The sequence below is a fragment of the Streptococcus sp. SK140 genome, from assembly GCF_000259525.1.
Lineage (GTDB): Bacteria > Bacillota > Bacilli > Lactobacillales > Streptococcaceae > Streptococcus.
In genome coordinates, this window is the sequence record NZ_AJML01000021.1 from 122,647 (window position 1) to 147,934 (window position 25,288).

The 25,288-nt window shown below is 41.4% G+C and carries 33 protein-coding genes; 4 read left to right on the top strand and 29 right to left on the bottom strand.

The window, feature by feature from the left end; translation table 11 throughout:
• Window positions 1–72 precede the first annotated feature (72 nt).
• The 14 genes from rpoZ to HMPREF1116_RS05595 form a co-directional block, all read right to left on the bottom strand.
• The gene (gene rpoZ / locus HMPREF1116_RS05530; RefSeq protein WP_007554975.1) at window positions 73–387 is read right to left on the bottom strand and encodes a DNA-directed RNA polymerase subunit omega; all 315 of its coding nucleotides are present in this window, start codon (window positions 385–387) and stop codon (window positions 73–75) included.
• Window positions 388–411: 24 nt separating this feature from the next.
• On the bottom strand, window positions 412–1,038 hold the full coding sequence (gmk, locus tag HMPREF1116_RS05535) for a guanylate kinase (RefSeq protein WP_000775049.1): 627 nt from the start codon (window positions 1,036–1,038) through the stop codon (window positions 412–414).
• A 136-nt stretch (window positions 1,039–1,174) separates the two neighbouring features.
• The gene (locus HMPREF1116_RS05540; RefSeq protein WP_000404896.1) at window positions 1,175–2,788 is read right to left on the bottom strand and encodes a ribonuclease Y; all 1,614 of its coding nucleotides are present in this window, start codon (window positions 2,786–2,788) and stop codon (window positions 1,175–1,177) included.
• A 217-nt stretch (window positions 2,789–3,005) separates the two neighbouring features.
• Complete coding sequence (locus HMPREF1116_RS05545; protein WP_000156369.1) at window positions 3,006–4,103, bottom strand: nucleotidyltransferase; 1,098 nt, start codon at window positions 4,101–4,103, stop codon at window positions 3,006–3,008.
• Window positions 4,104–4,112: 9 nt separating this feature from the next.
• Window positions 4,113–4,853: a class I SAM-dependent DNA methyltransferase gene (locus tag HMPREF1116_RS05550; protein ID WP_025171257.1), complete on the bottom strand. Its 741-nt coding sequence runs from the start codon at window positions 4,851–4,853 to the stop codon at window positions 4,113–4,115.
• Between the two features lie 217 nt (window positions 4,854–5,070).
• Window positions 5,071–5,421 carry a ribosome silencing factor gene (gene rsfS / locus HMPREF1116_RS05555; RefSeq protein WP_001003028.1) on the bottom strand — a complete coding sequence of 117 codons (351 nt, stop codon included), beginning with the start codon at window positions 5,419–5,421 and terminating at the stop codon, window positions 5,071–5,073.
• Between the two features lie 12 nt (window positions 5,422–5,433).
• Window positions 5,434–5,934: a cysteine hydrolase family protein gene (locus HMPREF1116_RS05560; protein WP_000844693.1), complete on the bottom strand. Its 501-nt coding sequence runs from the start codon at window positions 5,932–5,934 to the stop codon at window positions 5,434–5,436.
• The gene (yqeK, locus tag HMPREF1116_RS05565; RefSeq protein ID WP_000331238.1) at window positions 5,935–6,528 is read right to left on the bottom strand and encodes a bis(5'-nucleosyl)-tetraphosphatase (symmetrical) YqeK; all 594 of its coding nucleotides are present in this window, start codon (window positions 6,526–6,528) and stop codon (window positions 5,935–5,937) included.
• A complete protein-coding gene (locus tag HMPREF1116_RS05570; protein WP_000963691.1) occupies window positions 6,528–7,157 on the bottom strand; it encodes a nicotinate-nucleotide adenylyltransferase in 630 nt (209 codons plus the stop codon). The genes yqeK and HMPREF1116_RS05570 overlap by 1 nt, the downstream gene beginning before the upstream one ends.
• Window positions 7,158–7,208: 51 nt before the next feature.
• Complete coding sequence (gene yhbY, locus HMPREF1116_RS05575) at window positions 7,209–7,520, bottom strand: ribosome assembly RNA-binding protein YhbY (RefSeq protein WP_000060172.1); 312 nt, start codon at window positions 7,518–7,520, stop codon at window positions 7,209–7,211.
• Window positions 7,521–7,731: 211 nt separating this feature from the next.
• Window positions 7,732–8,838, bottom strand: coding sequence for a ribosome biogenesis GTPase YqeH (gene yqeH, locus HMPREF1116_RS05580; RefSeq protein ID WP_000391170.1), 1,107 nt, complete (start codon window positions 8,836–8,838; stop codon window positions 7,732–7,734).
• A gap of 2 nt (window positions 8,839–8,840) precedes the next feature.
• Window positions 8,841–9,368, bottom strand: coding sequence for a YqeG family HAD IIIA-type phosphatase (locus HMPREF1116_RS05585; RefSeq protein WP_000963483.1), 528 nt, complete (start codon window positions 9,366–9,368; stop codon window positions 8,841–8,843).
• Window positions 9,369–9,384: 16 nt separating this feature from the next.
• Window positions 9,385–10,290, bottom strand: a complete 906-nt coding sequence (locus HMPREF1116_RS05590) for a magnesium transporter CorA family protein (RefSeq protein WP_000242138.1) — start codon at window positions 10,288–10,290, stop codon at window positions 9,385–9,387.
• A 57-nt stretch (window positions 10,291–10,347) separates the two neighbouring features.
• Window positions 10,348–10,908 carry a mechanosensitive ion channel family protein gene (locus HMPREF1116_RS05595; RefSeq protein WP_001154839.1) on the bottom strand — a complete coding sequence of 187 codons (561 nt, stop codon included), beginning with the start codon at window positions 10,906–10,908 and terminating at the stop codon, window positions 10,348–10,350.
• 151 nt (window positions 10,909–11,059) lie between these two features.
• Between HMPREF1116_RS05595 and sstT the strand changes: the two genes are divergently transcribed.
• Window positions 11,060–12,265 carry a serine/threonine transporter SstT gene (gene sstT, locus HMPREF1116_RS05600; protein WP_000821317.1) on the top strand — a complete coding sequence of 402 codons (1,206 nt, stop codon included), beginning with the start codon at window positions 11,060–11,062 and terminating at the stop codon, window positions 12,263–12,265.
• A gap of 64 nt (window positions 12,266–12,329) precedes the next feature.
• Window positions 12,330–13,304: an aromatic acid exporter family protein gene (locus tag HMPREF1116_RS05605; protein WP_000029009.1), complete on the top strand. Its 975-nt coding sequence runs from the start codon at window positions 12,330–12,332 to the stop codon at window positions 13,302–13,304.
• 70 nt (window positions 13,305–13,374) lie between these two features.
• Here HMPREF1116_RS05605 and HMPREF1116_RS05610 read toward each other — a convergent pair whose 3' ends face one another.
• Window positions 13,375–13,623, bottom strand: a complete 249-nt coding sequence (locus HMPREF1116_RS05610) for a DUF3165 family protein (protein WP_000262656.1) — start codon at window positions 13,621–13,623, stop codon at window positions 13,375–13,377.
• A 19-nt stretch (window positions 13,624–13,642) separates the two neighbouring features.
• Complete coding sequence (gene typA / locus HMPREF1116_RS05615) at window positions 13,643–15,484, bottom strand: translational GTPase TypA (RefSeq protein ID WP_000164118.1); 1,842 nt, start codon at window positions 15,482–15,484, stop codon at window positions 13,643–13,645.
• A 161-nt stretch (window positions 15,485–15,645) separates the two neighbouring features.
• On the opposite strand from typA, the gene HMPREF1116_RS05620 reads away from it, so the two are divergent.
• Window positions 15,646–16,371: a pseudouridine synthase gene (locus HMPREF1116_RS05620; protein WP_001234952.1), complete on the top strand. Its 726-nt coding sequence runs from the start codon at window positions 15,646–15,648 to the stop codon at window positions 16,369–16,371.
• A gap of 43 nt (window positions 16,372–16,414) precedes the next feature.
• Here HMPREF1116_RS05620 and HMPREF1116_RS05625 read toward each other — a convergent pair whose 3' ends face one another.
• The 8 genes from HMPREF1116_RS05625 to HMPREF1116_RS05660 form a co-directional block, all read right to left on the bottom strand.
• Window positions 16,415–16,642 carry a hypothetical protein gene (locus HMPREF1116_RS05625; RefSeq protein ID WP_001156564.1) on the bottom strand — a complete coding sequence of 76 codons (228 nt, stop codon included), beginning with the start codon at window positions 16,640–16,642 and terminating at the stop codon, window positions 16,415–16,417.
• Between the two features lie 115 nt (window positions 16,643–16,757).
• Window positions 16,758–16,985 carry a hypothetical protein gene (locus HMPREF1116_RS05630; protein WP_000660082.1) on the bottom strand — a complete coding sequence of 76 codons (228 nt, stop codon included), beginning with the start codon at window positions 16,983–16,985 and terminating at the stop codon, window positions 16,758–16,760.
• A gap of 91 nt (window positions 16,986–17,076) precedes the next feature.
• The gene (locus HMPREF1116_RS05635) at window positions 17,077–17,457 is read right to left on the bottom strand and encodes a rhodanese-like domain-containing protein (protein WP_000259322.1); all 381 of its coding nucleotides are present in this window, start codon (window positions 17,455–17,457) and stop codon (window positions 17,077–17,079) included.
• A gap of 5 nt (window positions 17,458–17,462) precedes the next feature.
• Window positions 17,463–17,687 (bottom strand): YqgQ family protein, encoded by a 225-nt coding sequence (locus tag HMPREF1116_RS05640; protein ID WP_000646475.1) that lies wholly within the window; start codon window positions 17,685–17,687, stop codon window positions 17,463–17,465.
• Between the two features lie 68 nt (window positions 17,688–17,755).
• Complete coding sequence (locus HMPREF1116_RS05645) at window positions 17,756–18,217, bottom strand: ECF transporter S component (RefSeq protein WP_000814958.1); 462 nt, start codon at window positions 18,215–18,217, stop codon at window positions 17,756–17,758.
• Window positions 18,195–18,968: a bifunctional hydroxymethylpyrimidine kinase/phosphomethylpyrimidine kinase gene (locus HMPREF1116_RS05650; protein ID WP_000794745.1), complete on the bottom strand. Its 774-nt coding sequence runs from the start codon at window positions 18,966–18,968 to the stop codon at window positions 18,195–18,197. Before HMPREF1116_RS05650 ends, HMPREF1116_RS05645 begins: the two co-directional genes overlap by 23 nt.
• Entirely contained in the window at window positions 18,958–19,707 is a 750-nt protein-coding gene (gene truA, locus HMPREF1116_RS05655; protein ID WP_000199148.1) for a tRNA pseudouridine(38-40) synthase TruA, read from the bottom strand. Before truA ends, HMPREF1116_RS05650 begins: the two co-directional genes overlap by 11 nt.
• A gap of 85 nt (window positions 19,708–19,792) precedes the next feature.
• The gene (locus tag HMPREF1116_RS05660) at window positions 19,793–20,248 is read right to left on the bottom strand and encodes a GNAT family N-acetyltransferase (RefSeq protein WP_000690690.1); all 456 of its coding nucleotides are present in this window, start codon (window positions 20,246–20,248) and stop codon (window positions 19,793–19,795) included.
• Between the two features lie 70 nt (window positions 20,249–20,318).
• On the opposite strand from HMPREF1116_RS05660, the gene HMPREF1116_RS05665 reads away from it, so the two are divergent.
• The gene (locus HMPREF1116_RS05665) at window positions 20,319–20,981 is read left to right on the top strand and encodes a prepilin peptidase (protein WP_000581618.1); all 663 of its coding nucleotides are present in this window, start codon (window positions 20,319–20,321) and stop codon (window positions 20,979–20,981) included.
• Here HMPREF1116_RS05665 and trpA read toward each other — a convergent pair.
• The 5 genes from trpA to trpD are packed head-to-tail and all read right to left on the bottom strand — an operon-like array spanning window position 20,950 to window position 25,280.
• On the bottom strand, window positions 20,950–21,732 hold the full coding sequence (gene trpA, locus HMPREF1116_RS05670; protein ID WP_001127038.1) for a tryptophan synthase subunit alpha: 783 nt from the start codon (window positions 21,730–21,732) through the stop codon (window positions 20,950–20,952). The two genes, HMPREF1116_RS05665 and trpA, sit on opposite strands and share 32 nt — an antisense overlap.
• Window positions 21,725–22,948, bottom strand: a complete 1,224-nt coding sequence (gene trpB / locus HMPREF1116_RS05675; protein ID WP_000331308.1) for a tryptophan synthase subunit beta — start codon at window positions 22,946–22,948, stop codon at window positions 21,725–21,727. The genes trpA and trpB overlap by 8 nt, the downstream gene beginning before the upstream one ends.
• Window positions 22,926–23,525, bottom strand: coding sequence for a phosphoribosylanthranilate isomerase (locus HMPREF1116_RS05680; protein WP_000169930.1), 600 nt, complete (start codon window positions 23,523–23,525; stop codon window positions 22,926–22,928). Before HMPREF1116_RS05680 ends, trpB begins: the two co-directional genes overlap by 23 nt.
• Window positions 23,512–24,279 carry an indole-3-glycerol phosphate synthase TrpC gene (gene trpC, locus HMPREF1116_RS05685; protein ID WP_000076570.1) on the bottom strand — a complete coding sequence of 256 codons (768 nt, stop codon included), beginning with the start codon at window positions 24,277–24,279 and terminating at the stop codon, window positions 23,512–23,514. The genes HMPREF1116_RS05680 and trpC overlap by 14 nt, the downstream gene beginning before the upstream one ends.
• Window positions 24,276–25,280, bottom strand: coding sequence for an anthranilate phosphoribosyltransferase (gene trpD / locus HMPREF1116_RS05690; protein WP_000658718.1), 1,005 nt, complete (start codon window positions 25,278–25,280; stop codon window positions 24,276–24,278). Before trpD ends, trpC begins: the two co-directional genes overlap by 4 nt.
• Window positions 25,281–25,288: the final 8 nt, after the last annotated feature.

Below are 25,288 nucleotides of genomic sequence, written 5' to 3' on the forward strand. Positions count from 1 at the left end.
TTCTCTTCTTAAATCTTTTCAATTGAGTGAGTATTCTTGCAATAGAAAAAATAAGATTGAGTCCCCCCAACCTTAAATTTTTTCACCTTCTTCTTTTTCTTTCGCGATTTGCTCTTTGATTTTCTTTTCTTCTTCTTCTTTCAATCGTCTTTCTTCTTCGATACGACGGCGAACAGCTTCGCGTTTTCCTTCTGGATCTGGGTGGATGGTTACATTCCCAGATTCAATCTCTTCCAAGGCACGAAGTGTAGATTTTACAGATTTAAATTCTTGAGTTGGAGGTGCTCCAGCTTCTAATTCGTGAGCACGTTTTGCTTCCAAGATTACGAGTGAATATTTTGATGGTACCTTATCAAGCAAGGTATCGATAGAGGGTTTAAGCATCATTTGTTTGTACCTGTTTTCTAAATTTTATCGAATAGTCGGAGACTTTGGTAGCATATCCTGATAGTGACCAATCACACGGTCCACACGGAAATGTTCTGCTTCAATCACACGTTTTACACGTTCTGCGGCAAGAGGAACATGGTCATTGACAATGGCATAGTCATACTCACGCATCAAAGCAATTTCTTCCTTGGCTTTTTCGATACGCTGAGCAATCACTTCTGCACTATCTGTACCACGGCCTACGAGACGGTCTTGCAATTCTTCCAAATCTGGTGGTGTCAAAAAGATAAAGACAGCATCTGGAACTTTTTTCTTGACCTGAAGAGCTCCCTGCACTTCAATTTCAAGAAAGACATCGATTCCCTTATCAAGCGTTTCATTTACATAAGTCAGAGGAGTTCCATAGTAGTTACCCACATACTCTGCATACTCTAACATTTGCCCTTGACGGATCAATTCTTCAAATTCTTCCCGTGTACGGAAGAAATAATCAACACCATCTACTTCACCTGGACGTTGTGCCCGCGTTGTCATAGATACAGAATATTGAAATTGATTTTCAGAACTCTCAAAAATTTCTCGTCTAACCGTTCCTTTTCCAACTCCTGAAGGACCTGAAAAAACGATTAGTAAGCCTCGGTCTGCCATTATATCTCCTTTGGATAGTTTGTGAAATGACTTGAAAATTTCTGTAAGATTATATATCTAAAGCCATTTCTGCTCGCTACAATCTTTCTATCTAGTGTAACAAAAAAGCAGTAATTTTTCAACTGCTCTTTCTTATTTATTTTGCATAATCAACTGCACGAAGTTCACGAATCACGGTTACCTTGATATTTCCTGGGTAATCGAGATTGTTTTCGATTTTCTCACGAACTTTATGAGATAAGATTGTGACCTTGTCATCCTTGATTTGACCTGGATTTACCATAATGCGGATTTCGCGACCAGCTTGAAGGGCAAAGCTATTTTGAACTCCTTCAAAGCTATTCGCAATTTCTTCAAGGTCATGGAGACGTTTAATGTAGCTTTCGAGTGACTCACTACGAGCTCCTGGACGGGCTGCGCTTAAGGCATCCGCTGCAGCAACGATAACTGCGATCACACTTTCAGGTTCTACATCTCCGTGGTGACTTGCAATGGTGTTGATTACAACTGGATGCTCTTTGTACTTGCGAGCTAACTCGGTACCAATCTCAACGTGGCTACCTTCTACTTCACGGTCAATGGCTTTACCAATATCGTGAAGGAATCCCGCACGACGAGCAAGGGTAGCATTTTCACCAAGTTCGCTGGCCATAATACCAGCCAACTTAGCAACTTCAATCGAATGACGCAAGACATTTTGTCCGTATGAAGTACGGAACTGCAAGCGACCCATGATCTTCATCAAGTCTGGGTGAAGGTTCGGTGCACCAATTTCATAGGCTGCGGCTTCACCATATTCACGAATCTTGTTATCAATCTCTTGACGATTTTTCTCAACCAACTCTTCGATACGAGCTGGGTGGATACGTCCATCCTTAAGCAAGGTTTCCATCGTCATACGGGCAATCTCGCGACGGATAGGGTCAAAACCTGACAAGGTTACCACTTCTGGAGTGTCGTCAATGATAACATCAACCCCTGTCAAACTTTCAAAGGTACGAATATTACGTCCTTCACGACCAATGATACGACCTTTCATAGTATCATCAGGCAGATGAACCGTAGAGTTGGTAGACTCAGCCACATACTCACCAGCAATTCTCTGCATGGCTTGAGACAAGATGTCCTTAGCCAATTTGTCGGAACGTTCCTTAACTTCTTGCTCAGCCTCACGAATGCGACTAGCAATTTCCTTAGTCAAGTTTTCCTCTGTCTGGGCCAAGATAATGTCTTTTGCTTCCGACTGAGTCAGAGTTCCAATACGCTCTAGTTCAGCTTGCTTTTGTTTCTCAATTTCTTCTAGTTGCTCTTCACGTACATCAAGGTTTTTTGCTCTATCAGAAATACTTTGTTCTTTTTGTTCAAGTGTTTTTTCTTTGTTCGTCAAATTGTCATCTTTACGATCAAGACTGCTAGCACGTTCGGTCAAACGACTTTCGATTTGCTTGAGTTCTTGACGTTCTGATTTAAATTCAGCGTCCACTTCTTCACGGTATTTTCTGGCTTCTTCTTTGGCCTCCAATAGTGCTTCTTTTTTAAGAGACTTGCTTTCGCTCTTAGCTTCATTGAGTAATAAATCCGCTTCGCGCTCAGCTTGTCCTCGTAAATTAGTTGCTTCTTGTTCAGCATTTAAAAGCATCAGCTCTGCAGCCTCTTGTGATGATTTCATCTTGACTGAGATGCTGACATATCCAATGACTAAACCAATGATGACGGCAAAAACAACTATAACAATCGCCATAATTTCCATGTTTTTACCTCAATTTATTTGTTTATCCGAATGATATGCATTCTTATACATTCTACCATAAAAAATCATTTTTAACAAACCTTAAATTGAGGTTGTTTTGGACATTTCAAGTCTAAAAATCCTTATTTTCCCTAATAAAATAGGCTATTCTCCCTAAGTAAATTTTTAAAGATTTTTTTAGAAAAAAATAAGTTAAAAAGCCTACCTTTCAGTAGACTCAGTTTGATTCGATTTTAATTGGCACTCGACCAAAATTTTGTTCTGCGATACTTGGGTGTCCCAGTTGATAAATTTGGTCTGCCTTTTGAGTCATAGCATCCCAGGGCTCTTTGCCGATTCGACTAACTAGATGGACCTGGTCTTTCAGAGACTTGAGGTGTTGTCTGCCTTTTTCGGTAAAACCAAGGACATGAATACCTTCTGGAAGGTCACTTTCTCTGGCTTGTACCAAGATATAGGTCAAGAGGCGTCGCACACGCGCCTTGGTGTAGCGTTTGGTAGCAACTGCGTCGACTAATTCTTCAATAGACTGAACTGTCTTTATAGCATCCTTGATGCGCACCGCCATTTCTTGATTGACCTGATAAATGCTAGTTAGGTCAGGATTTGACAAGATTTGATAGCGAAGCAAAGGATAATAATCTTCCCAGTTTACCTTGCTAGCATTTTCAAAAAGGGCAACAGAAGGCATAAAGCGTTCTATGAAATCTTGGTCATTTTGGTGCTGACGAAGAGCTGTCGCCGAGGCAAAGTCCACATCCTTGTCCACAGAATGGTAACCCGCTCCCTGACGTTGAATTGGATGAAGCTTGATCTTTCGCCCCACTACCGCCTTAGCATATGCTAGAGCAAGGACATGATTGGGCGTATCACCAGAAAAATTAAGACCTGCAAATTCCTTCCACATAGCTTGGGTTTTCTGGGGATAAGAAAGAGAATCAGGTAAATTATCCACAAATTTCTCCATCTCTTGACCACGTTCTGAGTATAGGTCAGCAATTTTCTGATAATCCAGAACTTCCTCTGTCCCAAAGGCTAAGGTATCAATTCCCAAACGAGCCAAGATAGCCACTGCACCTTGGCCAAAAAAATCCGCCGCTTGGACACTGACTAAAAAGGGCAATTCCACTACCAAATCCGCGCCATGTTCCAGCGCCATCTGAGCCCGTGTCCACTTATCAACAATAGCCGGCTCGCCCCGCTGCATGAAATTCCCAGACATGGCCACAATTTTCAATCCCTCCGCCTGTTCCAGCAGGTATTTGTGTCCATTATGAAAGGGATTGAACTCCGCGATAATACCTGTGATAGTCATGGTAATCTCCTACTTCTGCGCCACAAAAAACCAACGGGTACTGGTTTCTGTTGGATCCTTATCCTCAAAGTCCGCAAAGAGTTTAAAGGATTTAAAGCCAGCCTGCTCCAGCAGAATATCATAGGTTAAGACTTCATAAGTACGCTCTTCATGGACTTCATCATGACGACTAAAGGAACCGTCTGCTTCCTTGACAAAGAAGGTCAGTTCATGCACGATTGAGTGAGGAGCTTCGTCCTCATAGGTATCCCAAAGCATAGCGAAGTCTTCCGCATTTTCATGATAAGAATAACCTGGGAAGACCTCATCTGTCTGGTAAGTCGAATGCACATCAAAGATAAAGACGCCATCTTCATTGAGGGCATTGTACACTTCCTTAAAGACGTCTCCAACCTCCACTTCATCTTGCATGTAGCAGATAGAGTCCGAATAACAAGTGACAAAATCGTATTTACCAGCCTTAGATAAATCCAGCATATTGCCTTCAATAAAATCAATCTTTTGCTTGGCTGAAGCCGCTCTCTTTTCAGCAATCTTCAACATATCCGCACTCAAATCAAGTCCAGTCACATCAAAACCAGCTTGCGAAAAGCGAACGGACTGGATGCCTGTCCCACAAGCCAATTCCAAGAGTTTCTTTCTGTCCTTGGTTTTAGGCAAATGGCGTAGCGAAAAGTCCGTCCATTTGTCGTATAAACTATCATCCATAACTGCATCGTAAACAGCCGCAAAAATTTCATAAGTCGCCATAATCATGATACCAAGAGCGTCCATGGCAAACACCACTCGCCCTTTACCTTTCAATCAATTTTTCTAAAATAAGCAAATAAAACCCAGTTGACTGCAACTGAGTTCAATTGTAACGCTATAGTCTTTTCGTTTGCTTTTAGTACTAGGCAACGAATTGCAGGCATAACTAGAGTTAGGCAAAATGAGTTAACGCCGTAATAAAAGATAAAGGAAAAGACTATAAAGTTTCTGAGAGATCTACAGAATTAGCCTCATGCCAAAGTTTTTCTAGATTATAGTGGACACGCATTTCTTCTGAAAAGATATGCACAACGACACTGCCGAGGTCTAGCAAGACCCAACCTCCAGCTGCATCACCTTCGACATGGCTGCCTTTAAAGCCTGCTTCCGCTACTTTTTCACGAATATTGTCAGCGATAGCATCCAACTGACGGCTATTCATTGAGCTAGTGATAACAAAGTAGTCTGTCACACTGGTCAATTCTTGTACGTCAAGTGCGAGGATATCCTCGGCACGTTTCTCATCAGCCGCTTTCACGACTAGTTCTAGTAATTCTTTTTCGTTCATTTAGTCCTCTTTCTAGAAAATATGTTTGTAATCTAGGACATCTGCAAAGCGCTCCTCCCAAATGCCCTCATAAAATTCATTTATCGTTTCTGCTGGAATGTCATCGCCATCAAACGTTGTACAAGTTCCTTCTGGAATAATAAGCTGATAGCCATATTCAAAGGCAACCTTGACAGAGGTATCCACACAATATTCTGTCTGCATACCACATAAAACTAATTTTTCAATTCCCTGTTTATCCAAGTATTCTTTTAAACCAGTTTCTTTGAAAATGCTGTTATACTTCTTCTGAAAGACCTTTTCATTAGGTTTTCGACTTAAAAGCTCAGATAACTGCCAATCTTCTGATGTTTGAGCTGCAGAGTTCTCAATATGTTGAACATAGATAATTTCGATATTCTTGCTTCTAGCCTGGTTTTGTAAATAAGAAATTTTTTCCAATAGACTTTTTGTCTGAAACCCAGTTTCCACTAAAATATTCTGAACATCAATGATTATAAAAGCCGTCTTCATTTAGTCCTCTTTCAAATAGTGCACATAGGCGTTATAGGTTTCAAGGGTTTGGGGATAGATGGGGAATCCCTGGTGAGCTAAATGCTCCACTGTGTGGGCTGTCTCGTAGGCCACCGCCTTATTGAGCGATAGTTCAGCAATTTCACGCGCCTCATCTACTCCTGGAAAGGCACGATTGTGCTCGATGTAGTCTGCAACATAGATAACTTTGTCAAGATCCGTCATCTGACTCGCTCCAACTGTATGGATTTCTATTGCACGCAGAATTTCAGAGTCTTGCAAGTTCAAATCTTCCTGAATTTTGTAAATACCGACCATACCATGCCAAACATTATTGCCCCAGTTTTTAAGGTCAGAGTCAAGTTGATATCGATCAATCAAGTCTAGAAACTCTTGATCTGATAGCTTTTTAGCATAGTCATGAAGAAGACCTGCTAGACCTGCTTTCTCGGCATCCACTCCGAATCGTTCTGCAAGTTCAATGGCTGCGCGCTCCACACCCAAACAATGGGTCAACCGCTTCTCGGGTAGAAGCTCTGCCATTTTTTCCAATAATTCCTCACGGGAACAGTTGATATAGTCTTGGTATGCCATCAGTAAAGTCCTTCTTTCTCGATATAGTCTAGCACTGGCTTAGGCAAGAGAAAGTTGGGTGTTCGTCCTTGAGCGATAAAGTCACGCACCATACTAGATGAAATATCCATGAGGGGCACATCCACCCAGATGACTGGATAAGAAGTCCCTGCTTTGTAACGTGGTCGTTGAACTCCCACAAACTGAACTAGTTCCACCAACTCATCAATTCTATACCACTTAGGCAAATAGTCTACCATATCGGCACCGATAATGAAATAGTAATCTGTGTCTGGATTCTTCTCTGTTAGAAGTTTCATAGTGTCGTAGGTGTAAGAAATACCCTTGCGCTCCAGCTCAATTGTCTCAATAGCTAAACCTTCGATTCCATCGATAGCTAATTCAAGCATCTTGAGGCGATGGTGCTCAGGGATGGTTTCCTTTTTATCTACGTGAGGTGGTTGGTATTCGGGCATGAGCAGAACCTGATCCAATCCCAACTGTTGGCGCACTTGATCTGCAACAATCAGATGGGCATTATGAACGGGATTAAAATTTCCACCCAAGATACCGACTTGTTTGCGTTTTTTATCCTTGATTTCTGGCTCTAACTCCACTTTTGTAAAGGGAGTTAATAATTCAATTGCCATAGGTTAATCTCCTTTAGTCTTCTGTAAAAACAGCTTTTGGGAGTATCGTTCTTAGATTTCTTTAACTTTTTTAGAAATCTTGCGATTTTCTTTTTTGCTTGATTGTTTATACAAAATCAAGATGCGTCCGATTTTTTGAACTGTATACACACCGATTTCTTCTTCCAAGATTTCAGCTACTTCGTGGATATTTTCATCTGTGTTTTGCAAGAGAGTAACCTTGATCAATTCACGCGCGTCAAGTGCTTGGCGAACGCTGGTTTTGATTTGGTCGTTGAGACCATTTTTCCCGATTTGGATGATGGGTTTGAGGGTGTGTGCCTGGCTGTTGAGGAAGGCACGTTGTTTTGATGTTAATGACATATTCTTTCTTCCTTTTTTGATAGTTATTTTAGGTGGTGAGGGACGGTCGGAACTAATTTTTCAATGATTTCATCTTTGAAAAATGGATTTCCTGACCTCACAATTGAGCCTAGGTCTCAATTGTGCCCCTTGCCAATCTAAAGATTGGCAATCACACCACGGCAATAACTATCTTTTTATGAGCTCACTTTGTTCGCTCGGTGATTTTATTTTAAATAATTGCTTTTCGTGTGACGACGGCGACGCCTTCTGGTGCCCAGACTGCGACTTTGGCGGTGCCTGTTACACGGATCCAGCCTAGGCCTGAGATGACTAGGTCAGTCTTGTCCTTAATGGTAAATACATGCTGGACTAGTTTTGGAAAATCTTCTTTTTCCTTGCTATTTGGTGGTGTAAGAAGGGTTCCAAGGTGCTTGTCGTAAAAGGCACTAGCTCCCTCTAGCTTGGTACGATGAAGTTTGAGTTCATTGTCAAAGAAGGCTGTAAAACCTTGCTTTTCTCCTGCAATAAAGTCAAAGCGTCCCAATCCACCTAAAAATAGGGTTTGTTCAGGGTTTAGCTGATAGGTTTTTGGTTTGATTTCCTTTTTAGGGCTGACATACTTGAGATTTTTAGCCGTCAAGTAGTGAGCCATCTGGTGACGGTGAATAATCCCCGGCGTATCATAGATATAAGAACCATCATCGAGTGGAATTTCAATCTTATCCAAGGTTGTTCCTGGGAAGCGTGAAGTTGTGATGACGTTCTGGTCACCTGTGATCTCCTGGATGATAGCATTGATAAGGGTTGATTTCCCGACATTGGTCACACCAACTACGTAAACATCACGTCCCTTACGGTAGTGCTCAATCTTATCGATTACTTCTCTGATAGCATGCTTATTTTGGGCAGAAGTCAAGACGACATCGACTGGACGAAGTCCTTCTTCATGGGCACGCTCCATCAGCCACTGGCTAATCTTACCTTGTTTCACTGACTTAGGTAGGATGTCTTTTTTATTTCCAACCAAAAGCACATCATTACCTGACACAAAGCGTGGCAAACCTGGGATAACAGAGCCATTGAAGTCAAAAATATCAATGACATTGACCACCAAGGCATCACTGTCTCCTACCTCGTGCAAGAGTTTGAGGAAATCATCATCTGTCAACTGCACATCTGTAATTTCATTATAGTGACGGAGACGGAAACAACGCTGGCAATAAACTTCTCCAGTTTCCAAACCTTTTTCCAATGCTGACTGAGGTGTAAAACCCAAACCAGTCTTATCTTCCGTCTGAATGGTTGCTCCACAACCAATACAGAGAATTTCTTCCATAGTTAAATTCCTTTTTTATAAGTAAGAGGTCCGTACTTCTCAGTGATTTGCTTCATAACACGGCGCTCACGAGCTCGGTTGATTTGCGTTTTGATAGAATCATGCTGGACCAAGGGTTTGACCAAAATCGAACGAATCCCTGCTCGGTGGGCAGCTCGAATATCTGTCATGAGCTGATCCCCAACCATGACCACTTCGCTTTTCTCATAGTGGAACTCTTTCATCGCTCGATTAATCCCGAAAGTGAAAGGCTTCAAAGCCCAGTAAACATAATCAATTCCAAATTTTTCAACTGCTCGTTGAACACGTTTCTTAGAATTGTTTGAGACTACGATAATGCGAATCCCTGCATCACGAAGGTCGTGCAACCATCGTTTCATCTCTGGAGTCCCGTCAGGGTTATTCCAAGCAATGAGAGTGTTATCTAAATCTACCAAAACAGCTTTTATTCCCTGTTTTTGCAGGCTTTCTACTGTCAAATCATAAACTGCTTCCACAGCAAAATCTGGCATGTAATGTTCAATCGCCATTCTGGCTCCTTCTCTTTTATTTCCTAGTAATTTTTTTCAGCCATTGAGATAAGGCTGCCCATAAAATCAAGCTAGCCATTAAGATATAAATCCAAGCATTTGGCTCTTCTGTAAATGGTAGAGGAACATTCATTCCGAAGAAACCTGTAATAACCGCAAGGACTGCTAGTAATACTGAAATAATGGTCAAAATTGTCAAACTGTCATTCAGGTTATTGTTAAGGATGTTGTTGTAAGAAGCGGAGAGTTGTTGCAAGACTTGAGAAATCAAATCTGTCATAGACACCAACTGATGGGCTTCAATCATCGCATCATCAAACTGCTCTCGTTCAACTTCGTTAAATCTCCGATAAAGAGCATGACCTTGGATATGTTCCAATAGAAGTCGATTTTGTTTTGCTGCAGCTGTCAAGTAAACCATACCAGTCTCCAAGTCAGAGAGGGCGAAAAGATTTTTCTTTGTTGTGGTTTGACGTAGCAAGGCACTAATTTCGTCCTTACTTTTATCCATTTCTTCAATAACAGGATAATAAGCGTTACTAATAATCTCTAAACCGGCAAAGAGAAATTTGTAAATAGAAAGGGACTCATGGCTATTCAGATAAGATAACATTTGATCAATGACATAAGCATTCTTATGGTTACTGATCGTAATCATTCGTTGTTGTTCAACGATAAAGGTCATAGGAATGGCTTCATAGTATTCCTTGTCCCTTTCTAAGTCAAGAACATTATAGATAAAGGTCACAGTCCCATTTTCACGGTTATAGTCCATGTGGGCTCGTTCATTTCTATCCAGAGCATATTCGATAGTTTCTTTATCCAATCCATAGATTTCTGATAAATCTTCAAGATTTTTAATTTTTTCGATATCAAGATTTATCCAGGTACAACCATTTCCTAATTGTTTATCTAAAACCATCATTTCTCCTCTGTCAAACTCCCTCCATTATACCATAAATCAAGGGAAATTTCAGTTCTACTCTTCTCTTGAAAAATTGCTAACCACAGTGATATTACGGTTAGGAACAAAATGGAGAGCTTGGTCTTCGCCTCTTAGTTGAGTAGTTCGAATTCCAACACTAACTACTTTCCCCGATACAGTAATGGGACCATTTGTCAAAACGACCTCATCTCCCACATCCAACTGACGTTCAAAGAGAATAAAGAAACCATTGATGACATCCGAAAGGAAACCTTGTGCTCCCATACCGATAGCCACCCCAGCAATCCCAGCCCCAGCAAGCAAGCTAGAGACAGGCAAACCTAGAATAGATAAAATACAATAAATCAAGAAGAAATAAAGCGTGTAGTTAAAAATATTCTCAAGCAAACGAGAAATGGTCTTCTGTCTACCTGCATCTCGATTTGAAAACTTAAGTGAAGGTTTAACAATCTTTCGTACAGCAACATGGAGGAACTTTTTAGCTATATAAAATAGAAGGATAAGAAGTAGAAGAGAAATCACCTTGGTCAAGAGATTTTCTAAAACAGTTGTTACATCTAATTTATCCAGATAACGTTGAAAAAATTCTTGCATATAAAACTCCTTTTCTATTCATTATACCATAAATCCTCCCTCGCTATCCTTTTCATAAATATTCATTTATTCCAACAAAACTTATAACTCACTTGCTTTTCAAGCATATTTATACTATAATCATAAACAATACACAAAAAAGGAGACCTCTATGAAAAGAATCATTCGTGCTTGGAACAAAACAAATCTTATCAAACGGATTGGGATTGGAATGACCTTGGGAGCTATTCTAGGTCTACTCGTTCCTAATCTTACTGGCATCGGTTTATTGGGAGATTTATTTGTAGGAGGACTAAAGGCCATCGCTCCTATCCTGGTTTTTGCTTTAGTCGCTAATGCCCTTTCCCAACACCAGAAAGGCCAAGATAGCAATATGAAAAAAGTCATTTTCCTCTATTTGCTGGGGACTTTTGCTGCGGCTCTTGTAGCAGTTTTGGCTAGCTTTCTCTTCCCTGTTCAGATGGTCTTGAGTAGTGCTAGTACAGAAGTTACTCCTCCAGACGGCATCGGACAAGTCCTCAGTAATCTCCTACTGAAAATAGTGGACAATCCTGTCAACGCCATCATCGAAGCTAACTATATCGGAATTTTATCTTGGGCTATCGTCTTTGGAGTTGCCATGCGTGAAGCTAGCAAAAATAGCAAGGAGCTACTCAAAACAATGGCCAGTGTGACTTCAAAAATCGTCGAATGGATCATTAACCTTGCGCCATTTGGTATCCTCGGGTTAGTCTTCGAAACCATCTCTGGCCAAGGTATTGCGAGTTTAGCAAATTACGGAATCTTACTCGGACTTTTGATTGCCACTATGGTTTTCGTTGCCCTAGTGATCAATCCTCTGATTGCTTTTCTCTTTATCAAGAAAAATCCTTATCCACTTGTTTGGAAATGTTTGCGTATCAGTGGAGTCACAGCCTTTTTCACTCGAAGCTCAGCTGCTAATATCCCTGTTAATATGAAACTCTGTGAGGATCTAGGGCTTAATCCAGATACCTATTCTGTCTCTATCCCACTTGGTTCAACTATCAATATGGCTGGTGCTGCTGTTACCATCAACATCTTAACCCTAGCAGCTGTCAATACCCTTGGAATCTCAGTTGATTTTGCAACAGCCTTTGTACTAAGTATCGTTGCAGCCATCTCTGCCTGCGGTGCTTCAGGAATTGCTGGAGGTTCTCTCCTACTTATCCCGGTTGCTTGCAGTCTCTTTGGGATTACCAATGATATCGCTATGCAGGTTGTAGGTGTAGGTTTCGTCATCGGTGTTATCCAAGACTCTTGCGAAACAGCCCTCAACTCTTCAACAGATGTCCTCTTTACAGCAGTAGCCGAATTTTCCTCTGCTCGCAATAAATAATCAAGGCAAGCCTATTTAGGGCTTGTTTTGTCTGGTTTCTATCATTTATTATAGGAAATGTCTCATGTCTATCACTCAACGTACTTTTAAACTCGTTCTGGCGACCTGTTTGGCCTGTGTTCTAGCCTACTTTCTGGATTTATCTTCAGCAGTGTCCGCTGGTATCATTGCCCTATTGAGCTTATCGGATACCCGTCGAAGCACCATTAAGCTAGCTCGCAATCGTTTATTTTCAACCCTTCTTGCTCTTTTCATTGGTGTCCTTTCCTTTCACCTGACTGGCTATCACATCTGGAGTTTTGGTCTCTATTTGGCCCTCTATGTCCCTCTAGCCTATAAATTGGGCTGGGAGATTGGCATTACCCCGAGTAGTGTCCTGGTCAGTCATCTCTTGGTTCAGAAGTCTACATCACCAGAACTGCTAGTGAATGAACTCCTCCTATTTCTGATCGGTACGGGATTCGCCTTGACTGTCAATCTTTACATGCCTTCTCGGCAAGAAGAAATCCATCTCTACCATCTAAAGGTAGAAGAAAAACTCAAACACATCCTACAACGTTTTGAATATTATCTTGGGAAGGGCGATGGTCGTAACCGTGCCCAACTCGTTGAAGAACTGGATCAGCTTCTTGAAGAAGCTCTCAAACTGGTCTATCTTGATCACTCTGACCACCTCTTTCATCAGACCGATTATCATATCCACTATTTCGAAATGAGACAGAGACAGAGTCGCATTCTTCGTAATATGGCCCAGCAAATCAACACCTGTAATCTAGCCGCAAGCGAAAGCCTAATCCTTGCCCAGCTATTCGCTAAAATTGCAGATCAACTCAGTCAAACCAATCCTGCCAACGATTTATTGAATGATATTGAAAGCTACCTGCAGGTATTTCGCAATCGTAACCTCCCTAAAACAAGGGAAGAATTTGAAACGCGCGCAACCTTACTTCAACTCCTGCGCGAATTGGAAAACTTTATCCAACTGAAAGTTGACTTCTATCAACGCTATTCTGAAGAAAAAAGCAATCTATCTTCTTAATCAAAAAAACTTCTATTAGCCAACTCGTTGCTAATAGAAGTTTTTGTTATTTTAGGATTCGAATTGATGACTAATGTTTTTTTCGAATCGACATGAGACTGATATCTCGCAAACTAAAGTAAGTAAGGACCAGCATGGCTACTGTAATAAAGAATTCTGTTGGTAGCTGAAAGATTTGCAGGATGGACAACATAAGCAAAATCACGAGGGAAACGAGACCAAAAACAAGAATTACAATATTAACCGTTCCCTTGATACTTTGAGGTGTCGCAAATATATAGAGTAAGAGTAATAAAATCCCTATGATTAAATAGACCATTTTCTGCTCTTTCTAGCTCTTATTCAGCTGATTTTTTCTTTTTGTTTGCTTTCTCACGCTCTGCCTTGTTAAGGATTTGTTTACGCAAACGGATAGATTCAGGCGTTACTTCCATGTATTCATCGTCGTTCAAGAACTCAAGTGATTCTTCAAGAGTCAAGATACGAGGAGTCTTGATAACCGCTGTTTGGTCCTTAGTTGCTGAACGAACGTTGGTCATTTGTTTCGCTTTCGTAATATTAACAGTCAAGTCATTTTCACGAGAGTTTTCACCGATGATCATTCCTTCGTAAACCTCAGTACCTGGGTTAACAAAGATTGTTCCACGTTCTTCGATAGACATGATAGAGTATGTTGTTGCCTTACCTGTATCAATAGAAACAAGGGCACCACGGTGACGTCCACCGATTTCACCTGGAATCAATGGCAAGTATTGGTCAAAGGTATGGTTCATGATACCGTAACCACGAGTCATTGACAAGAATTCAGTTGAGTATCCAATCAAACCACGCGCTGGAACAAGGAAGACCAAACGAGTTTGACCATTACCAGTTGAAATCATATCCAACATTTCACCTTTACGTTCAGAAAGGCTTTGGATAACAGATCCTTGGTATTCTTCTGGTGTGTCGATTTGAACACGTTCAAATGGCTCACATTTAACTCCATCGATTTCTTTTACGATAACTTCTGGACGAGATACTTGAAGCTCATAGCCTTCACGACGCATTGTTTCGATAAGGATTGACAAGTGCAATTCCCCACGTCCTGAAACCGTCCATTTATCTGGTGAATCAGTTGGGTCAACACGAAGGGAAACGTCTGTTTGCAATTCTGCTTGAAGGCGCTCTTCTACCTTACGAGAAGTTACCCATTTACCTTCTTTACCAGCAAATGGTGAGTTGTTGACCAAGAAGGTCATTTGGAGTGTTGGTTCATCGATATGAAGAACTGGAAGAGCTTCAACTGCATCTGTTGGAGTAATAGTTTCACCAACGAAGATATCTTCCATACCTGATACGGCAATCAAGTCACCTGCCTTGGCTTCTTGAATTTCACGGCGTTCCAAACCAAAGAAACCAAAGAGTTTTGTGACACGGAAGTTCTTAGTTGTACCATCAAGTTTAGAAAGGGTAACTTGGTCCCCAACCTTTACACTACCACGGAAGACACGTCCGATACCGATACGTCCTACGAAGTCATTGTAGTCAAGAAGTGACACTTGGAATTGAAGAGGCTCATCAGAGTTATCAACCGGAGCTGGAATGTGATCGATAATCGTATCAAATATTGGCGCCATAGTCTTTTCTTGATCTGCTGGATCATCTGACAATGAAGATGTTCCGTTGATCGCTGACGCATAAACGACTGGGAAGTCAAGCTGGTCATCATCCGCACCAAGCTCGATGAAAAGTTCCAAGACTTCATCTACTACTTCTGCTGGACGAGCTGATGGCTTATCAATTTTGTTAACCACAACGATAGGCACAAGGTCTTGTTCCAAGGCTTTTTTCAATACGAAACGAGTCTGTGGCATAGTTCCTTCGTAAGCATCTACGACCAAAACAACACCGTCAACCATTTTCATGATACGTTCAACTTCTCCACCGAAGTCCGCGTGTCCTGGTGTGTCCATGATGTTGATACGAGTTCCGTTGTAGGCAACTGCTGTATTTTTCGCAAGGATAGTGATTCCACGCTCTTTCTCAATATCGTTTGAGTCCATTGCACGCTCAGCTAACTCTGTACGCGCGTCAAGAGTTTCAGATTGTTTCAACAATTCGTCAACGAGGGTCGTTTTACCGTGGTCGACGTGGGCGATAATCGCGATATTACGGATATCTTCTCTTAATTTTGTCATGATTTCCTCTATTGTATTCAAAAATTTATTTTCTAACTGAACGATTATACCACAATTTTAAGCAAATGACTTAATTCAAGTAAGTGTAAATGTTTTCAAAAGAAAATTCATTCCTTCTCTTTTCTTTTCAAAAATCCCGACTTGTGATAAGATAGGCTGGTATGCGTTTAGATAAATTATTAGCCCAAGAAAAAATCAGTCGAAAAGCCATGAAACAAGCTCTTCTGAAAAAAGAAATCTTTGTAGATGGACTCCCTGCAAGTTCCTTTGCACAGAATGTTGATACCGGGTTGCAAGAGCTGATTTTCAAAGATAGAAAAATCCAAGGATATGAACACACCTACCTCATGCTCCATAAGCCAAATGGAGTCGTGACTGCAAGCAAGGATAAGAAACTCCCAACGGTCATGGACCTCCTTCCTCAGCATCTCCAGTCAGAGCAACTCTACGCCATCGGTCGTCTGGATCGAGATACGACGGGGCTCCTTCTCTTAACGGATAATGGACCTCTAGGTTTTCAACTCCTCCATCCTCAATATCATGTCAATAAAACTTACCAAGTAGAGGTCAATGGGCCACTAACTTCCGACCATATTCAAGAATTTAAAGATGGGATTGTTTTTCTTGATGGAACTGTTTGTAAACCTGCTCAGCTTGAGATTCTATCTTCAAGCCCTGATCTCAGCCGAGCCACCATCACCATCTCTGAAGGGAAATTTCATCAGGTCAAGAAAATGTTCCTCTCAGTTGGTGTCAAGGTCACTGCTCTCAAACGAGTTCAGTTCGGGGATTTCCTATTAGACCCTGAACTAGCAGAAGGTGATTGCCGACTTCTAAACAAAGAAGAATTACAGGTTATTAAAGCTTACTTAGAAAACAGTGGATAAAACAAAAAAAGCTTTAAACAAATAAAGCTTTTTAAAATCTTCTTTAGCGTATAAATACCATGACACCTAAAATAAAGTGAAGTGCAGAAATTACAATCCCTAGGATGGACAGATTTTTCTCTCTCTTATAGTCTAGGCCAGATTCTTTTTGATGTGAGTTAGCTAAGACTAGACCAATAATCCCCAAAATCAAACTTACCACCGGCGAAAGCAAACCAAGAATGATAGACAAAATACCTAAAACAAGTGACGCTTTTTTCTTTTCTTGCATATTCTAAAAACTCCTTAAACTCATACAAATGAATAATACTATAAAAATTAGCTTTATCAATTGGATAAAACAAAAAAAGCTTTTAAAGATAAAGCTTTTTTTGTTAGAATCCTGATTAGTGCATCATTAAGATGAGCCCTGCAACCCAGTTAACTACAGAAATTACAATCCCTACGATATTAAGAATTCGTTCTGTTTTGTAATCAAGCTCAGATTCTTTTTGATGTGAATTAGCCAAGACTAGACCAATGATCCCCAAAACGAGACCTACGATTGGAGATAGCAAACCAAGGACGATAGATAGGACACCTAAAACAAGTGATGGTTTTTTCTTTTCTTTCATCTTCAAAAACTCCTTAAATTTTATACTAACAATTATACCATAAAAAGCCAAGACTTTATATTAAACATATGTGACAAGATTTTTCACATTGTTAATTCGATTTCACCTTCCCTGTCCAAGAATCCAATCCGTAAGAGAGGATATAGATTTCTGAGAAACCTTGTTTTTTCAAGAAAAGTGCTGCGTTTGTGACACGTTGCGCACGTTGGTTTTCATAGAGAAGGACAGGTTTATCCTTGCGAAGAGCTGCAAGACTTGTCTTCAATTGATTTGAAGGGATATTACGAGCTCCGAGGATATGTTTTCTATGAAAATCAGCTGGATCACGCAAATCAATCAACTGACCTGTACGAATTAAAGACTCAAACTCTGCATTGTCTACAATTTTCGCTGCACGACGAATGCGAAGATAGTTATATCCCATCCAAGCCAACATCGCTATAATAAGTCCCCATAATACCCAAGTTACCATATTACTTAATCTCCATTTTTTTCTAAATAGTCTAATTCTAGTTTGTGCTCTCTGCGAAGAACAGCCTCCGCTTCAAGATAATCCAGCTTGTCCATCAAGCCTGCATCATAGATTCGAGATAGCTCGATCTTCATCAGTTCAATGTCATAGAGACGTTTTCCCATATAGACAATGATACCAAACTGTTTGAGAAATTGTTGCACATCGTAGAGTGTTTTCATAGCTTTCATTTTAGCAAATAATCAGAGTTTTTTCAATAGTTCCCTAATAGTTCGGGGTAGGTTTCCTTTTTTCACTATTATCTGAATTTCTTTACACTATGACAAAGAAGAAATCCTAGAGTCATTCCAACGATATTTTGCATGAGATTTGGGATGATTTCTGGAATAGCTGCTCCCCAACCATTCATCCAAGCTGATGCCAAGGCATAACCAGCTACCATGAATAAAGTCGCTAAGACTAAGCCTAGCCATTGCCATTTCCCTTTAAAACCTGCGAAATAGCCTTGGAAACCATGGTTAATTAAGCTAAAAATCATCCACTGAGGGTAGCCTGAAATGAGATCAATAAGAAATCCTGCTAAACCTCCAACAACGGCCCCTTCACGACTGCCAAAGTAAAAGGCTGTGAAGAAGACTCCAACGTCCAAAAGTGTTAGAAACCCAGTTGGTGTCGGGATTTTTATAAAATACCCCAATACGACAGAACTAGCTGCCAAGATGGATACTAGGGCAATTTTAGTTGTTTTGGTTTGCTTCATATTGTCTCACTCCATATTGATCTGCTTGTGCAATGGCACGGTAAACAAAGGCTTTGGAAGTTTCAATTGCTGGTAATAGTTCCTCTCCCTTGACTAACTGACTGGCAATACTAGATGCAAAGGTACATCCTGCACCAGCATTTTGTCCTTGGATGACTGGATTTTCAAGGATTGTGAAATTCTCCCCATCATAAAAGACATCCACAGCCTTATCCTGACTGAGGCGATTTCCACCCTTGATAATCACTGCTGGTGCACCCAAGTCATGTAATTTCTGCGCTACAGCCTTCATATCTTCCAGACTTTCAATCTTTTGGTCTGCAAGTAACTCTGCCTCAGGAAGATTCGGAGTAATCACTGATACATAAGGGAAAAAGCGAATCAACTCTTGACAGAGCTCGCTGACTGCAACGTCGTGCGTTTCCTTACAAACCAATACAGGGTCCAAGACGACAGGAACTCCTGATCTTTCCTTGATGAAATTCAAAGCTCTCTCAGCAACACCGACTGTCGGCAAGAGACCAATCTTAATCCCTCCAAAGTCTACACTTTTCAGGCTATCCAACTGTTGTTGGAAAATAGTCTCATCCGTCGGAAAGACTTCAAAACCATTTTCTGTCAAAGCAGTCAAGCAGGTCATGGCTACAAATCCATGCAAACCATTCAAAGTATAGGTGGCAAGGTCAGCAGCTAATCCACCACCACTAAAAATATCATTTCCTGAAAGTGCTAAAATACGATTATTCTTCATAACGAATCTCCTTCAAATACAAACCATTAGACGCTGCAGTTGGACCTGCCAACTGTCTGTCTTTTTTCTCTAAGATGAGGTCAATCTGTTCAATCGGCATACGGTTGTTGCCAATTTTCAGCAGGGTTCCAACCATATTTCGAATCTGCTTATAGAGGAAACCATTGCCTGAGAAGGTAAAGGTCAAGAACTGCCCTGTTTCATCAACCCTAAGACTAGCTTCCGTGATCGTTCTTACCTTGTCTTCCACACTAGTTCCTGAGGCTGTAAAACCAGTAAAGTCATGTGTTCCCTCTAGTTTTTTTACAGCAAGCTGCATCCGCTCCACATCAAGTGGATAGGGATAATGAGTTGCATAATGGCGACGCATAGGATTTTTAGGACGTCCTCTATCCACGATAAACTCGTAGGTCTTGCTATGCTTAGCATAACGGCAATGAAAATCGTCAGCCACTATCTCAATCGAAATCACATCGATATCTTCAGGACTTTGGGTATCGAGAGCAAAACGAAGTTTTTCCTCATCCATCTGATAGGGAAGGTCAAAATGGATGACCTGACCTAAAGCATGAACGCCACTGTCCGTTCGCCCAGCGCCATGAATGGTAATGGCTTGTCCCTTATTTAATTTTGTTAAAGTTTTTTCAATTTCCTCTTGGACACTACGCGCGTGAGGTTGCCGCTGGAAACCCGCAAAAGCGTAGCCGTCATAAGAAATTATAGCTTTATATCTCGTCATGTATCTATTTTATCAAGAAAATTTCTCTGCAACAAGTTTGAGAATTAAAAATTGTAAGGGGACAATTTCTAGTGTAATTTAGTTCTTACCTAGATTTTCTCATTATGTATTTACGTTCTGGAACTTCAATGGTTTGAACAATTTCAAATCCCTCTTTTTGGTAGAGGTCTCTAGCTATTTGATTTGACTCAAAAACCGTTAGGGAAATACTCTCAATTTCTTCATTTTCAAACATTTCTTGAACGAAACCTTGGAAAGTTTTCCTACCTATTCCTTTTCCCTGCTTCTGTGGAGCTATGAGAAATCTTCCGATATGAAGATTTTTATCTTCTAATTTGATTTTCTGGATGATGCCTACAAACTCTTCTCCAGCAAAAATGGAAAAAATCCCTTCTAGTTTTTGTAAGGATTGGGCAATCAAGGGATAAGAAATCTTTGGTCCCATCCATTGCTTCTGAAAACTTTCTCCCAAAGCATTAGACCACTGACAAATGAGTTGGGCATTTTCTGACTGAAGTCCTTTTTCAAAGTGAATTTTCATATTTGTTCCTAAAACTTCTCCTATATCCAACTATTATACTCTTTCTCTTATTTTTTCCGAATAAATAAGTATGATTCATCTTTATTTTTTTCTTGTTGGAACGATTCTTGCTTCCTTTCTAGGCTTAGTCATCGATCGCTTCCCTGAACAATCCATCGTCTTTCCTGCAAGTCACTGTGATTCTTGTCAGACTCGCTTGAGACCACTAGATTTGATTCCGATTGTTTCTCAAGTAGTCTATCGCTTTCGCTGTCGCTATTGCAAGGCTCGCTATCCTGTTTGGTATGCCCTCTTTGAGTTGTGCTTAGGACTGCTCTTTCTAGCTTTCTCTTGGGATTTTCTAACTTTGGGGCAAGTCATCCTAATCAGCGCTGGTCTGACCTTGGGCATCTACGACTTTCGCCATCAGGAGTATCCTTTACTGGTATGGATTTTCTTTCATCTACTTCTAATGGCTTGCTCTAGTTGGAATCTAATCATGGCTTTTTTCTTGATTCTTGGAATCATTGCTCATTTCATCGATATCCGCATAGGGGCAGGAGATTTTCTCTTTCTATCTTCTTGTGCCCTAGTTTTTACACTTACAGAAATACTGATTCTCATTCAATTTGCTTCTTCAACCGGCATTCTAGCCTTTCTCCTGCTAAAGAAAAAGGAAAGACTTCCTTTTGTGCCTTTCCTCTTACTGGCTGCTTGTGTGATTATTTTTGGTAAGCTACTGCTTCTCGGATAAAGTCAGCGATTTCTGCTATTTGTCCTTCATGTAGAGCTTTAACAATCTTGGAACCGACGATAACACCATCAGAGACCGCATTGAAACGTTCCACATCAGCCTGAGTGGATACACCAAATCCTGTTAAAACTGGAATGTCAGCCACTTGATGAAGTTGGGACAAGTGCTTGTCCAAGTCATCTCGGTAATTTCCTGATTTCCCTGTCACCCCATTGATAGCAACGGCATAGACAAATCCTTCTGCCCCTTCAATGAGTTCCTTTTGACGCTCAATTCCTGTCGTCAAGCTGACTAAAGGAATCAAAGCAATGTCTGTTTCCGCCAAATATGGCTCTACAAAGTTGGCGTGCTCATGAGGGAGGTCTGGTATAATCAAACCTTTGACTGCTGTATCAGCAAGGTCTTTAACCAATTTCTCCACACCGTACTGAAAGAGGGGGTTAAAGTAGGTCATGATGACAAGCGGAATTTCTGTTTCAATGGTTTTCAAAGTTTCAACCAAAGCCTGGGTAGAGGTTCCGCGAGCTAGACTGCGCAAGCCTGCTTCTTCAATAACAGGACCATCTGCAACCGGGTCCGAGAAAGGAACTCCTACCTCAATGGCAGACACACCCAAATTTTCTAAAAAGTGAATTGTTTCACCGAGACCATCTAATCCTTTTTCGTGATCTCCAGCCATAATATAGGGGACAAAAATTCCCTTTCCAGTTGCTTTAATAGCGTTCAGTTTTTCTGTCAGTGTCTTAGGCATGAGCTTCTCCCTTCTTTGCTGCGTCTGCTTCCAAGCGGTCTTTAACTTGAACTACATCCTTGTCTCCGCGACCTGATAGACAGACAATCATAGACTTGTCTGGACCAAGTTCTTTGGCTAATTTCACCGCAAAGGCGATAGCATGACTAGATTCCAAAGCTGGGATAATCCCTTCCACACGTGACAAGAGTTGGAAACCTTCCAATGCTTCCTCATCTGTCACAGGCACATAAGTCGCACGCTTGATATCGTGGTAATGAGAATGTTCTGGACCGATACCTGGGTAGTCCAAACCTGCTGAGATAGAGAAGGCTTCTAAGATTTGTCCATGGGCATCTTGGAGCACATCCATGAGCGAACCGTGGAGAACACCTGGTCTACCCTTGGTCAAGGTAGCTGCGTGATGCTCTGTATCCACACCAAGTCCTGCCGCTTCAGCTCCATACATAGCTACAGATTCATCTTCCACAAATGGATGGAAGAGACCGATAGCATTCGAACCACCACCAACACAGGCAACTAGCGCATCTGGTAGATTTTCACCTGTCAATTCACGGTACTGTTGTTTAGCTTCTCGACCAATGACACTTTGGAAATCACGAACAATTTCTGGGAAAGGATGAGGTCCCAAGGCAGAACCAAGGATATAGTGGGTATCATCGATATTTGCTACCCAAGAACGAAGGGCTGCATTGACCGCATCCTTGAGCACGCGCGAACCATCTGTTACAGCTTTCACCTTGGCTCCCAAAAGTTCCATACGGAAGACATTGAGGGCTTGGCGTTTAACATCTTCCTCACCCATATAGATAGTACATTCCATGTTGAAAAGAGCTGCAGCTGTTGCAGTTGCCACACCGTGCTGACCGGCACCAGTTTCAGCGATAATTTTCTTTTTGCCCATGCGTTTAGCGAGAAGAACTTGTCCCAAGGCATTGTTAATCTTGTGTGCACCTGTATGGTTGAGGTCTTCACGTTTGAGGTAAATCTTGGCTCCACCAATATGCTGGGTCAAGTTTTTTGCGTAGTAAAGAGGTGTTTCACGTCCTACATACTGGCGCAAAAGTTGGTTTAACTCTTCTTGGAAACTTGGATCTGCCTGACTTTCACGATAAGCTTCTTCCAACTCCAATACTGCTGTCATCAATGTTTCTGGGACAAAACGTCCACCGAATTTTCCGTAAAATCCTTCTTTATTTGGTTCTTGATATGCCATGTTTTACCCTCTCTATAAATCTTCTTATCTTTTCATGATCTTTTTGTCCGTCTGTCTCTACCCCACTTGATACATCTACTGCAAAGGGAGTAAAGTGTTGAATTGCTTCTTCTACATTGGCTTCATTTAGCCCACCTGCGATGAAGAAAGGCTGAGATAGATCTTTCGTATCCAGTTGACCCCAGTCAAAGGTCTGACCACTTCCTGCCACAGGTGCATCAAAGAGTAGATAATCTGCCTGAGAACTTGGCACGTGACCATCTCCACCCACCTGTACTGCCTGAATGCTAGTACAAGGTAAATTCTCAAACAAATCATCCGCCACCTGGCCATGAATTTGGACTAAGTCTAAATCGACCTTTTCAATCGCTTCTAGTAATTCCTCCCGACTTGGTGAAACAAATACGCCAACCTTTTTTACATTTGTAGGAATAATCTCAGCCAGCTTTGCTGCTTGTCCCAAGGTCACTTGTCTTTTGCTAGGAGCAAAGACAAAACCGATGTAGTCGGCCCCTGCTGACACAGCTGTTTCTACCGCTCCTTTGGTCGATAGTCCACAAATCTTAACCTTTGTCAATCTGCAACTCCTTGATTCTCTGGGCTACATCTTCTGCCTGCATGAGGGCTGTTCCTACCAAAATTCCGTTAAAGTAGGGGGCAACTCGTTTCGCATCTGCTTCTGTAAAAATAGCAGATTCAGAAATGTACAAGCAATCGTCCTTAAAGTATTGGGCCAAGTCTACACTAGTCTGCAAGTCAACTTCAAAGGTAGTCAAATTACGATTATTCACACCGATAATTTGAGCTCCAAGGCGGTGGGCTACTTCTAGCTCTGCTAGATTATGAGTTTCCACTAATACTTCTAGACCAATCTCTGTCGCATAGTCATACAGTTCCTTGAGGCGTTCTTCTGATAAAGCCGCTACGATAAGCAAGATAACTGTCGCACCTGCATTGCGAGCACGGATGATTTGCTTTTCATCGATGATAAAGTCCTTGTTCAGTGTCGGAATCTGTACTTGATTGGAAATCTCACGAAGATAATCCAAATGACCCTTGAAAAAAACTTCATCTGTCAATACAGAAATCATAACAGCGCCGTTAGCCTCGTAAGTCTGGGCCTGTTGAACGATATCCACATCCAGATTGATATCACCCATACTTGGACTCGCCTTCTTGACCTCCGCAATGATTTGCAGACGTTCTTGATGGTTTTTCAAATATTCAGCTAAGCGATAGCTTGCTCGCAGGGGCTGAAGCTCCTCTCGCTCCATCTTTTCAACTTCACGTGCCTTCTGCTCTAAGATACGTGACAAAAATTCCTGACTCATTTTTGGTACTCCTGTAATAGTCTGAGTTTTTCAAGGGCCTTACCACTAGCAATCACTTGACGTGCCATTTCAACTCCGTCCTTGATACTGTCTGTTTTACCATTGGCGTAGAATCCTAGACCAGCATTTAAAACGGTTGTTTCCAAGAATGGACTTGGTTCGTTATTAAGAACACTGACAAGGATGGCTGCATTCTCATGAGCATTTCCCCCACGAATGTCCTCAATAGCAATGCGTTCCATTCCCAAATCTTCTGGGGTAAAGGTTGACAAAGTGATTTCACCATTTTCAAGAAGGGCAATGCTGGTAGTCCCATTCAAACCAGCTTCATCCAATCCTTCTGGACCAGCTACTACAATGGCACGTTTGCGGCCCATATTTTTCAAGACCTGAGCAGTACTTTCCAGAAGTTCTGGGCGACTGATCCCTAGAAGCTGTGTTTCCAAGACCATTGGGTGAATCAGTGGGCCTGTCAAATTCATGATGGTTGGAATTCCCAACTCCAAGCGTGCTGGCATGATATATTTCATAGCTGGGTGCATGTTTTTGGCGAAGAGAAAGACAATACCTGTTTGATCAAATACCTTACCCAATTGTGCTGGTTTGAGGTCAATATTGATTCCCAAAGCTTGCAAGACATCTGCCGAACCAGATTTAGAAGAGATGGAGCGATTGCCATGTTTGGCCATGTGGATGCCACCACCTGCCAAGACAAAGGCTGCAGTTGTAGAAATGTTGAAGCTAAATGACTTATCTCCACCCGTACCGCAATTATCCATAGCATCTTGAATGTTGGTTGGAATGTGTTGAGCATGTCCTCTCATAACTTGGGCGAGGGCTGTTCTTTCTTCAGGTGTTTCTCCCTTCATCTTGAGGGCTAACAGTAGTGAAGCGATTTGTGCTTCCGTCACACGTCCTGTTACGATGCGTTCAATCACATCTGTCATTTCAACACTTGATAAATCTTCAAAGTTCGCTAATTTTTCAATAATTTCTTTCATTTTGTGTT

Excerpts from the sequence above, each read along its gene's own strand:
- rpoZ (WP_007554975.1), bottom strand. The coding sequence starts at position 387 with ATGATGCTTAAACCCTCTATCGATACCTTGCTTGATAAGGTACCATCA.
- gmk (WP_000775049.1), bottom strand. The coding sequence starts at position 1,038 with ATGGCAGACCGAGGCTTACTAATCGTTTTTTCAGGTCCTTCAGGAGTT.
- HMPREF1116_RS05540 (WP_000404896.1), bottom strand. The coding sequence starts at position 2,788 with ATGGAAATTATGGCGATTGTTATAGTTGTTTTTGCCGTCATCATTGGT.
- HMPREF1116_RS05545 (WP_000156369.1), bottom strand. The coding sequence starts at position 4,103 with ATGACTATCACAGGTATTATCGCGGAGTTCAATCCCTTTCATAATGGA.
- HMPREF1116_RS05550 (WP_025171257.1), bottom strand. The coding sequence starts at position 4,853 with ATGGCGACTTATGAAATTTTTGCGGCTGTTTACGATGCAGTTATGGAT.
- rsfS (WP_001003028.1), bottom strand. The coding sequence starts at position 5,421 with ATGAACGAAAAAGAATTACTAGAACTAGTCGTGAAAGCGGCTGATGAG.
- HMPREF1116_RS05560 (WP_000844693.1), bottom strand. The coding sequence starts at position 5,934 with ATGAAGACGGCTTTTATAATCATTGATGTTCAGAATATTTTAGTGGAA.
- yqeK (WP_000331238.1), bottom strand. The coding sequence starts at position 6,528 with ATGGCATACCAAGACTATATCAACTGTTCCCGTGAGGAATTATTGGAA.
- HMPREF1116_RS05570 (WP_000963691.1), bottom strand. The coding sequence starts at position 7,157 with ATGGCAATTGAATTATTAACTCCCTTTACAAAAGTGGAGTTAGAGCCA.
- yhbY (WP_000060172.1), bottom strand. The coding sequence starts at position 7,520 with ATGTCATTAACATCAAAACAACGTGCCTTCCTCAACAGCCAGGCACAC.
- yqeH (WP_000391170.1), bottom strand. The coding sequence starts at position 8,838 with ATGGAAGAAATTCTCTGTATTGGTTGTGGAGCAACCATTCAGACGGAA.
- HMPREF1116_RS05585 (WP_000963483.1), bottom strand. The coding sequence starts at position 9,368 with ATGGCGATTGAACATTACATGCCAGATTTTGCTGTGGAAGCAGTTTAT.
- HMPREF1116_RS05590 (WP_000242138.1), bottom strand. The coding sequence starts at position 10,290 with ATGGTTTTAGATAAACAATTAGGAAATGGTTGTACCTGGATAAATCTT.
- HMPREF1116_RS05595 (WP_001154839.1), bottom strand. The coding sequence starts at position 10,908 with ATGCAAGAATTTTTTCAACGTTATCTGGATAAATTAGATGTAACAACT.
- sstT (WP_000821317.1), top strand. The coding sequence starts at position 11,060 with ATGAAAAGAATCATTCGTGCTTGGAACAAAACAAATCTTATCAAACGG.
- HMPREF1116_RS05605 (WP_000029009.1), top strand. The coding sequence starts at position 12,330 with ATGTCTATCACTCAACGTACTTTTAAACTCGTTCTGGCGACCTGTTTG.
- HMPREF1116_RS05610 (WP_000262656.1), bottom strand. The coding sequence starts at position 13,623 with ATGGTCTATTTAATCATAGGGATTTTATTACTCTTACTCTATATATTT.
- typA (WP_000164118.1), bottom strand. The coding sequence starts at position 15,484 with ATGACAAAATTAAGAGAAGATATCCGTAATATCGCGATTATCGCCCAC.
- HMPREF1116_RS05620 (WP_001234952.1), top strand. The coding sequence starts at position 15,646 with ATGCGTTTAGATAAATTATTAGCCCAAGAAAAAATCAGTCGAAAAGCC.
- HMPREF1116_RS05625 (WP_001156564.1), bottom strand. The coding sequence starts at position 16,642 with ATGCAAGAAAAGAAAAAAGCGTCACTTGTTTTAGGTATTTTGTCTATC.
- HMPREF1116_RS05630 (WP_000660082.1), bottom strand. The coding sequence starts at position 16,985 with ATGAAAGAAAAGAAAAAACCATCACTTGTTTTAGGTGTCCTATCTATC.
- HMPREF1116_RS05635 (WP_000259322.1), bottom strand. The coding sequence starts at position 17,457 with ATGGTAACTTGGGTATTATGGGGACTTATTATAGCGATGTTGGCTTGG.
- HMPREF1116_RS05640 (WP_000646475.1), bottom strand. The coding sequence starts at position 17,687 with ATGAAAGCTATGAAAACACTCTACGATGTGCAACAATTTCTCAAACAG.
- HMPREF1116_RS05645 (WP_000814958.1), bottom strand. The coding sequence starts at position 18,217 with ATGAAGCAAACCAAAACAACTAAAATTGCCCTAGTATCCATCTTGGCA.
- HMPREF1116_RS05650 (WP_000794745.1), bottom strand. The coding sequence starts at position 18,968 with ATGAAGAATAATCGTATTTTAGCACTTTCAGGAAATGATATTTTTAGT.
- truA (WP_000199148.1), bottom strand. The coding sequence starts at position 19,707 with ATGACGAGATATAAAGCTATAATTTCTTATGACGGCTACGCTTTTGCG.
- HMPREF1116_RS05660 (WP_000690690.1), bottom strand. The coding sequence starts at position 20,248 with ATGAAAATTCACTTTGAAAAAGGACTTCAGTCAGAAAATGCCCAACTC.
- HMPREF1116_RS05665 (WP_000581618.1), top strand. The coding sequence starts at position 20,319 with ATGATTCATCTTTATTTTTTTCTTGTTGGAACGATTCTTGCTTCCTTT.
- trpA (WP_001127038.1), bottom strand. The coding sequence starts at position 21,732 with ATGCCTAAGACACTGACAGAAAAACTGAACGCTATTAAAGCAACTGGA.
- trpB (WP_000331308.1), bottom strand. The coding sequence starts at position 22,948 with ATGGCATATCAAGAACCAAATAAAGAAGGATTTTACGGAAAATTCGGT.
- trpC (WP_000076570.1), bottom strand. The coding sequence starts at position 24,279 with ATGAGTCAGGAATTTTTGTCACGTATCTTAGAGCAGAAGGCACGTGAA.
- trpD (WP_000658718.1), bottom strand. The coding sequence starts at position 25,280 with ATGAAAGAAATTATTGAAAAATTAGCGAACTTTGAAGATTTATCAAGT.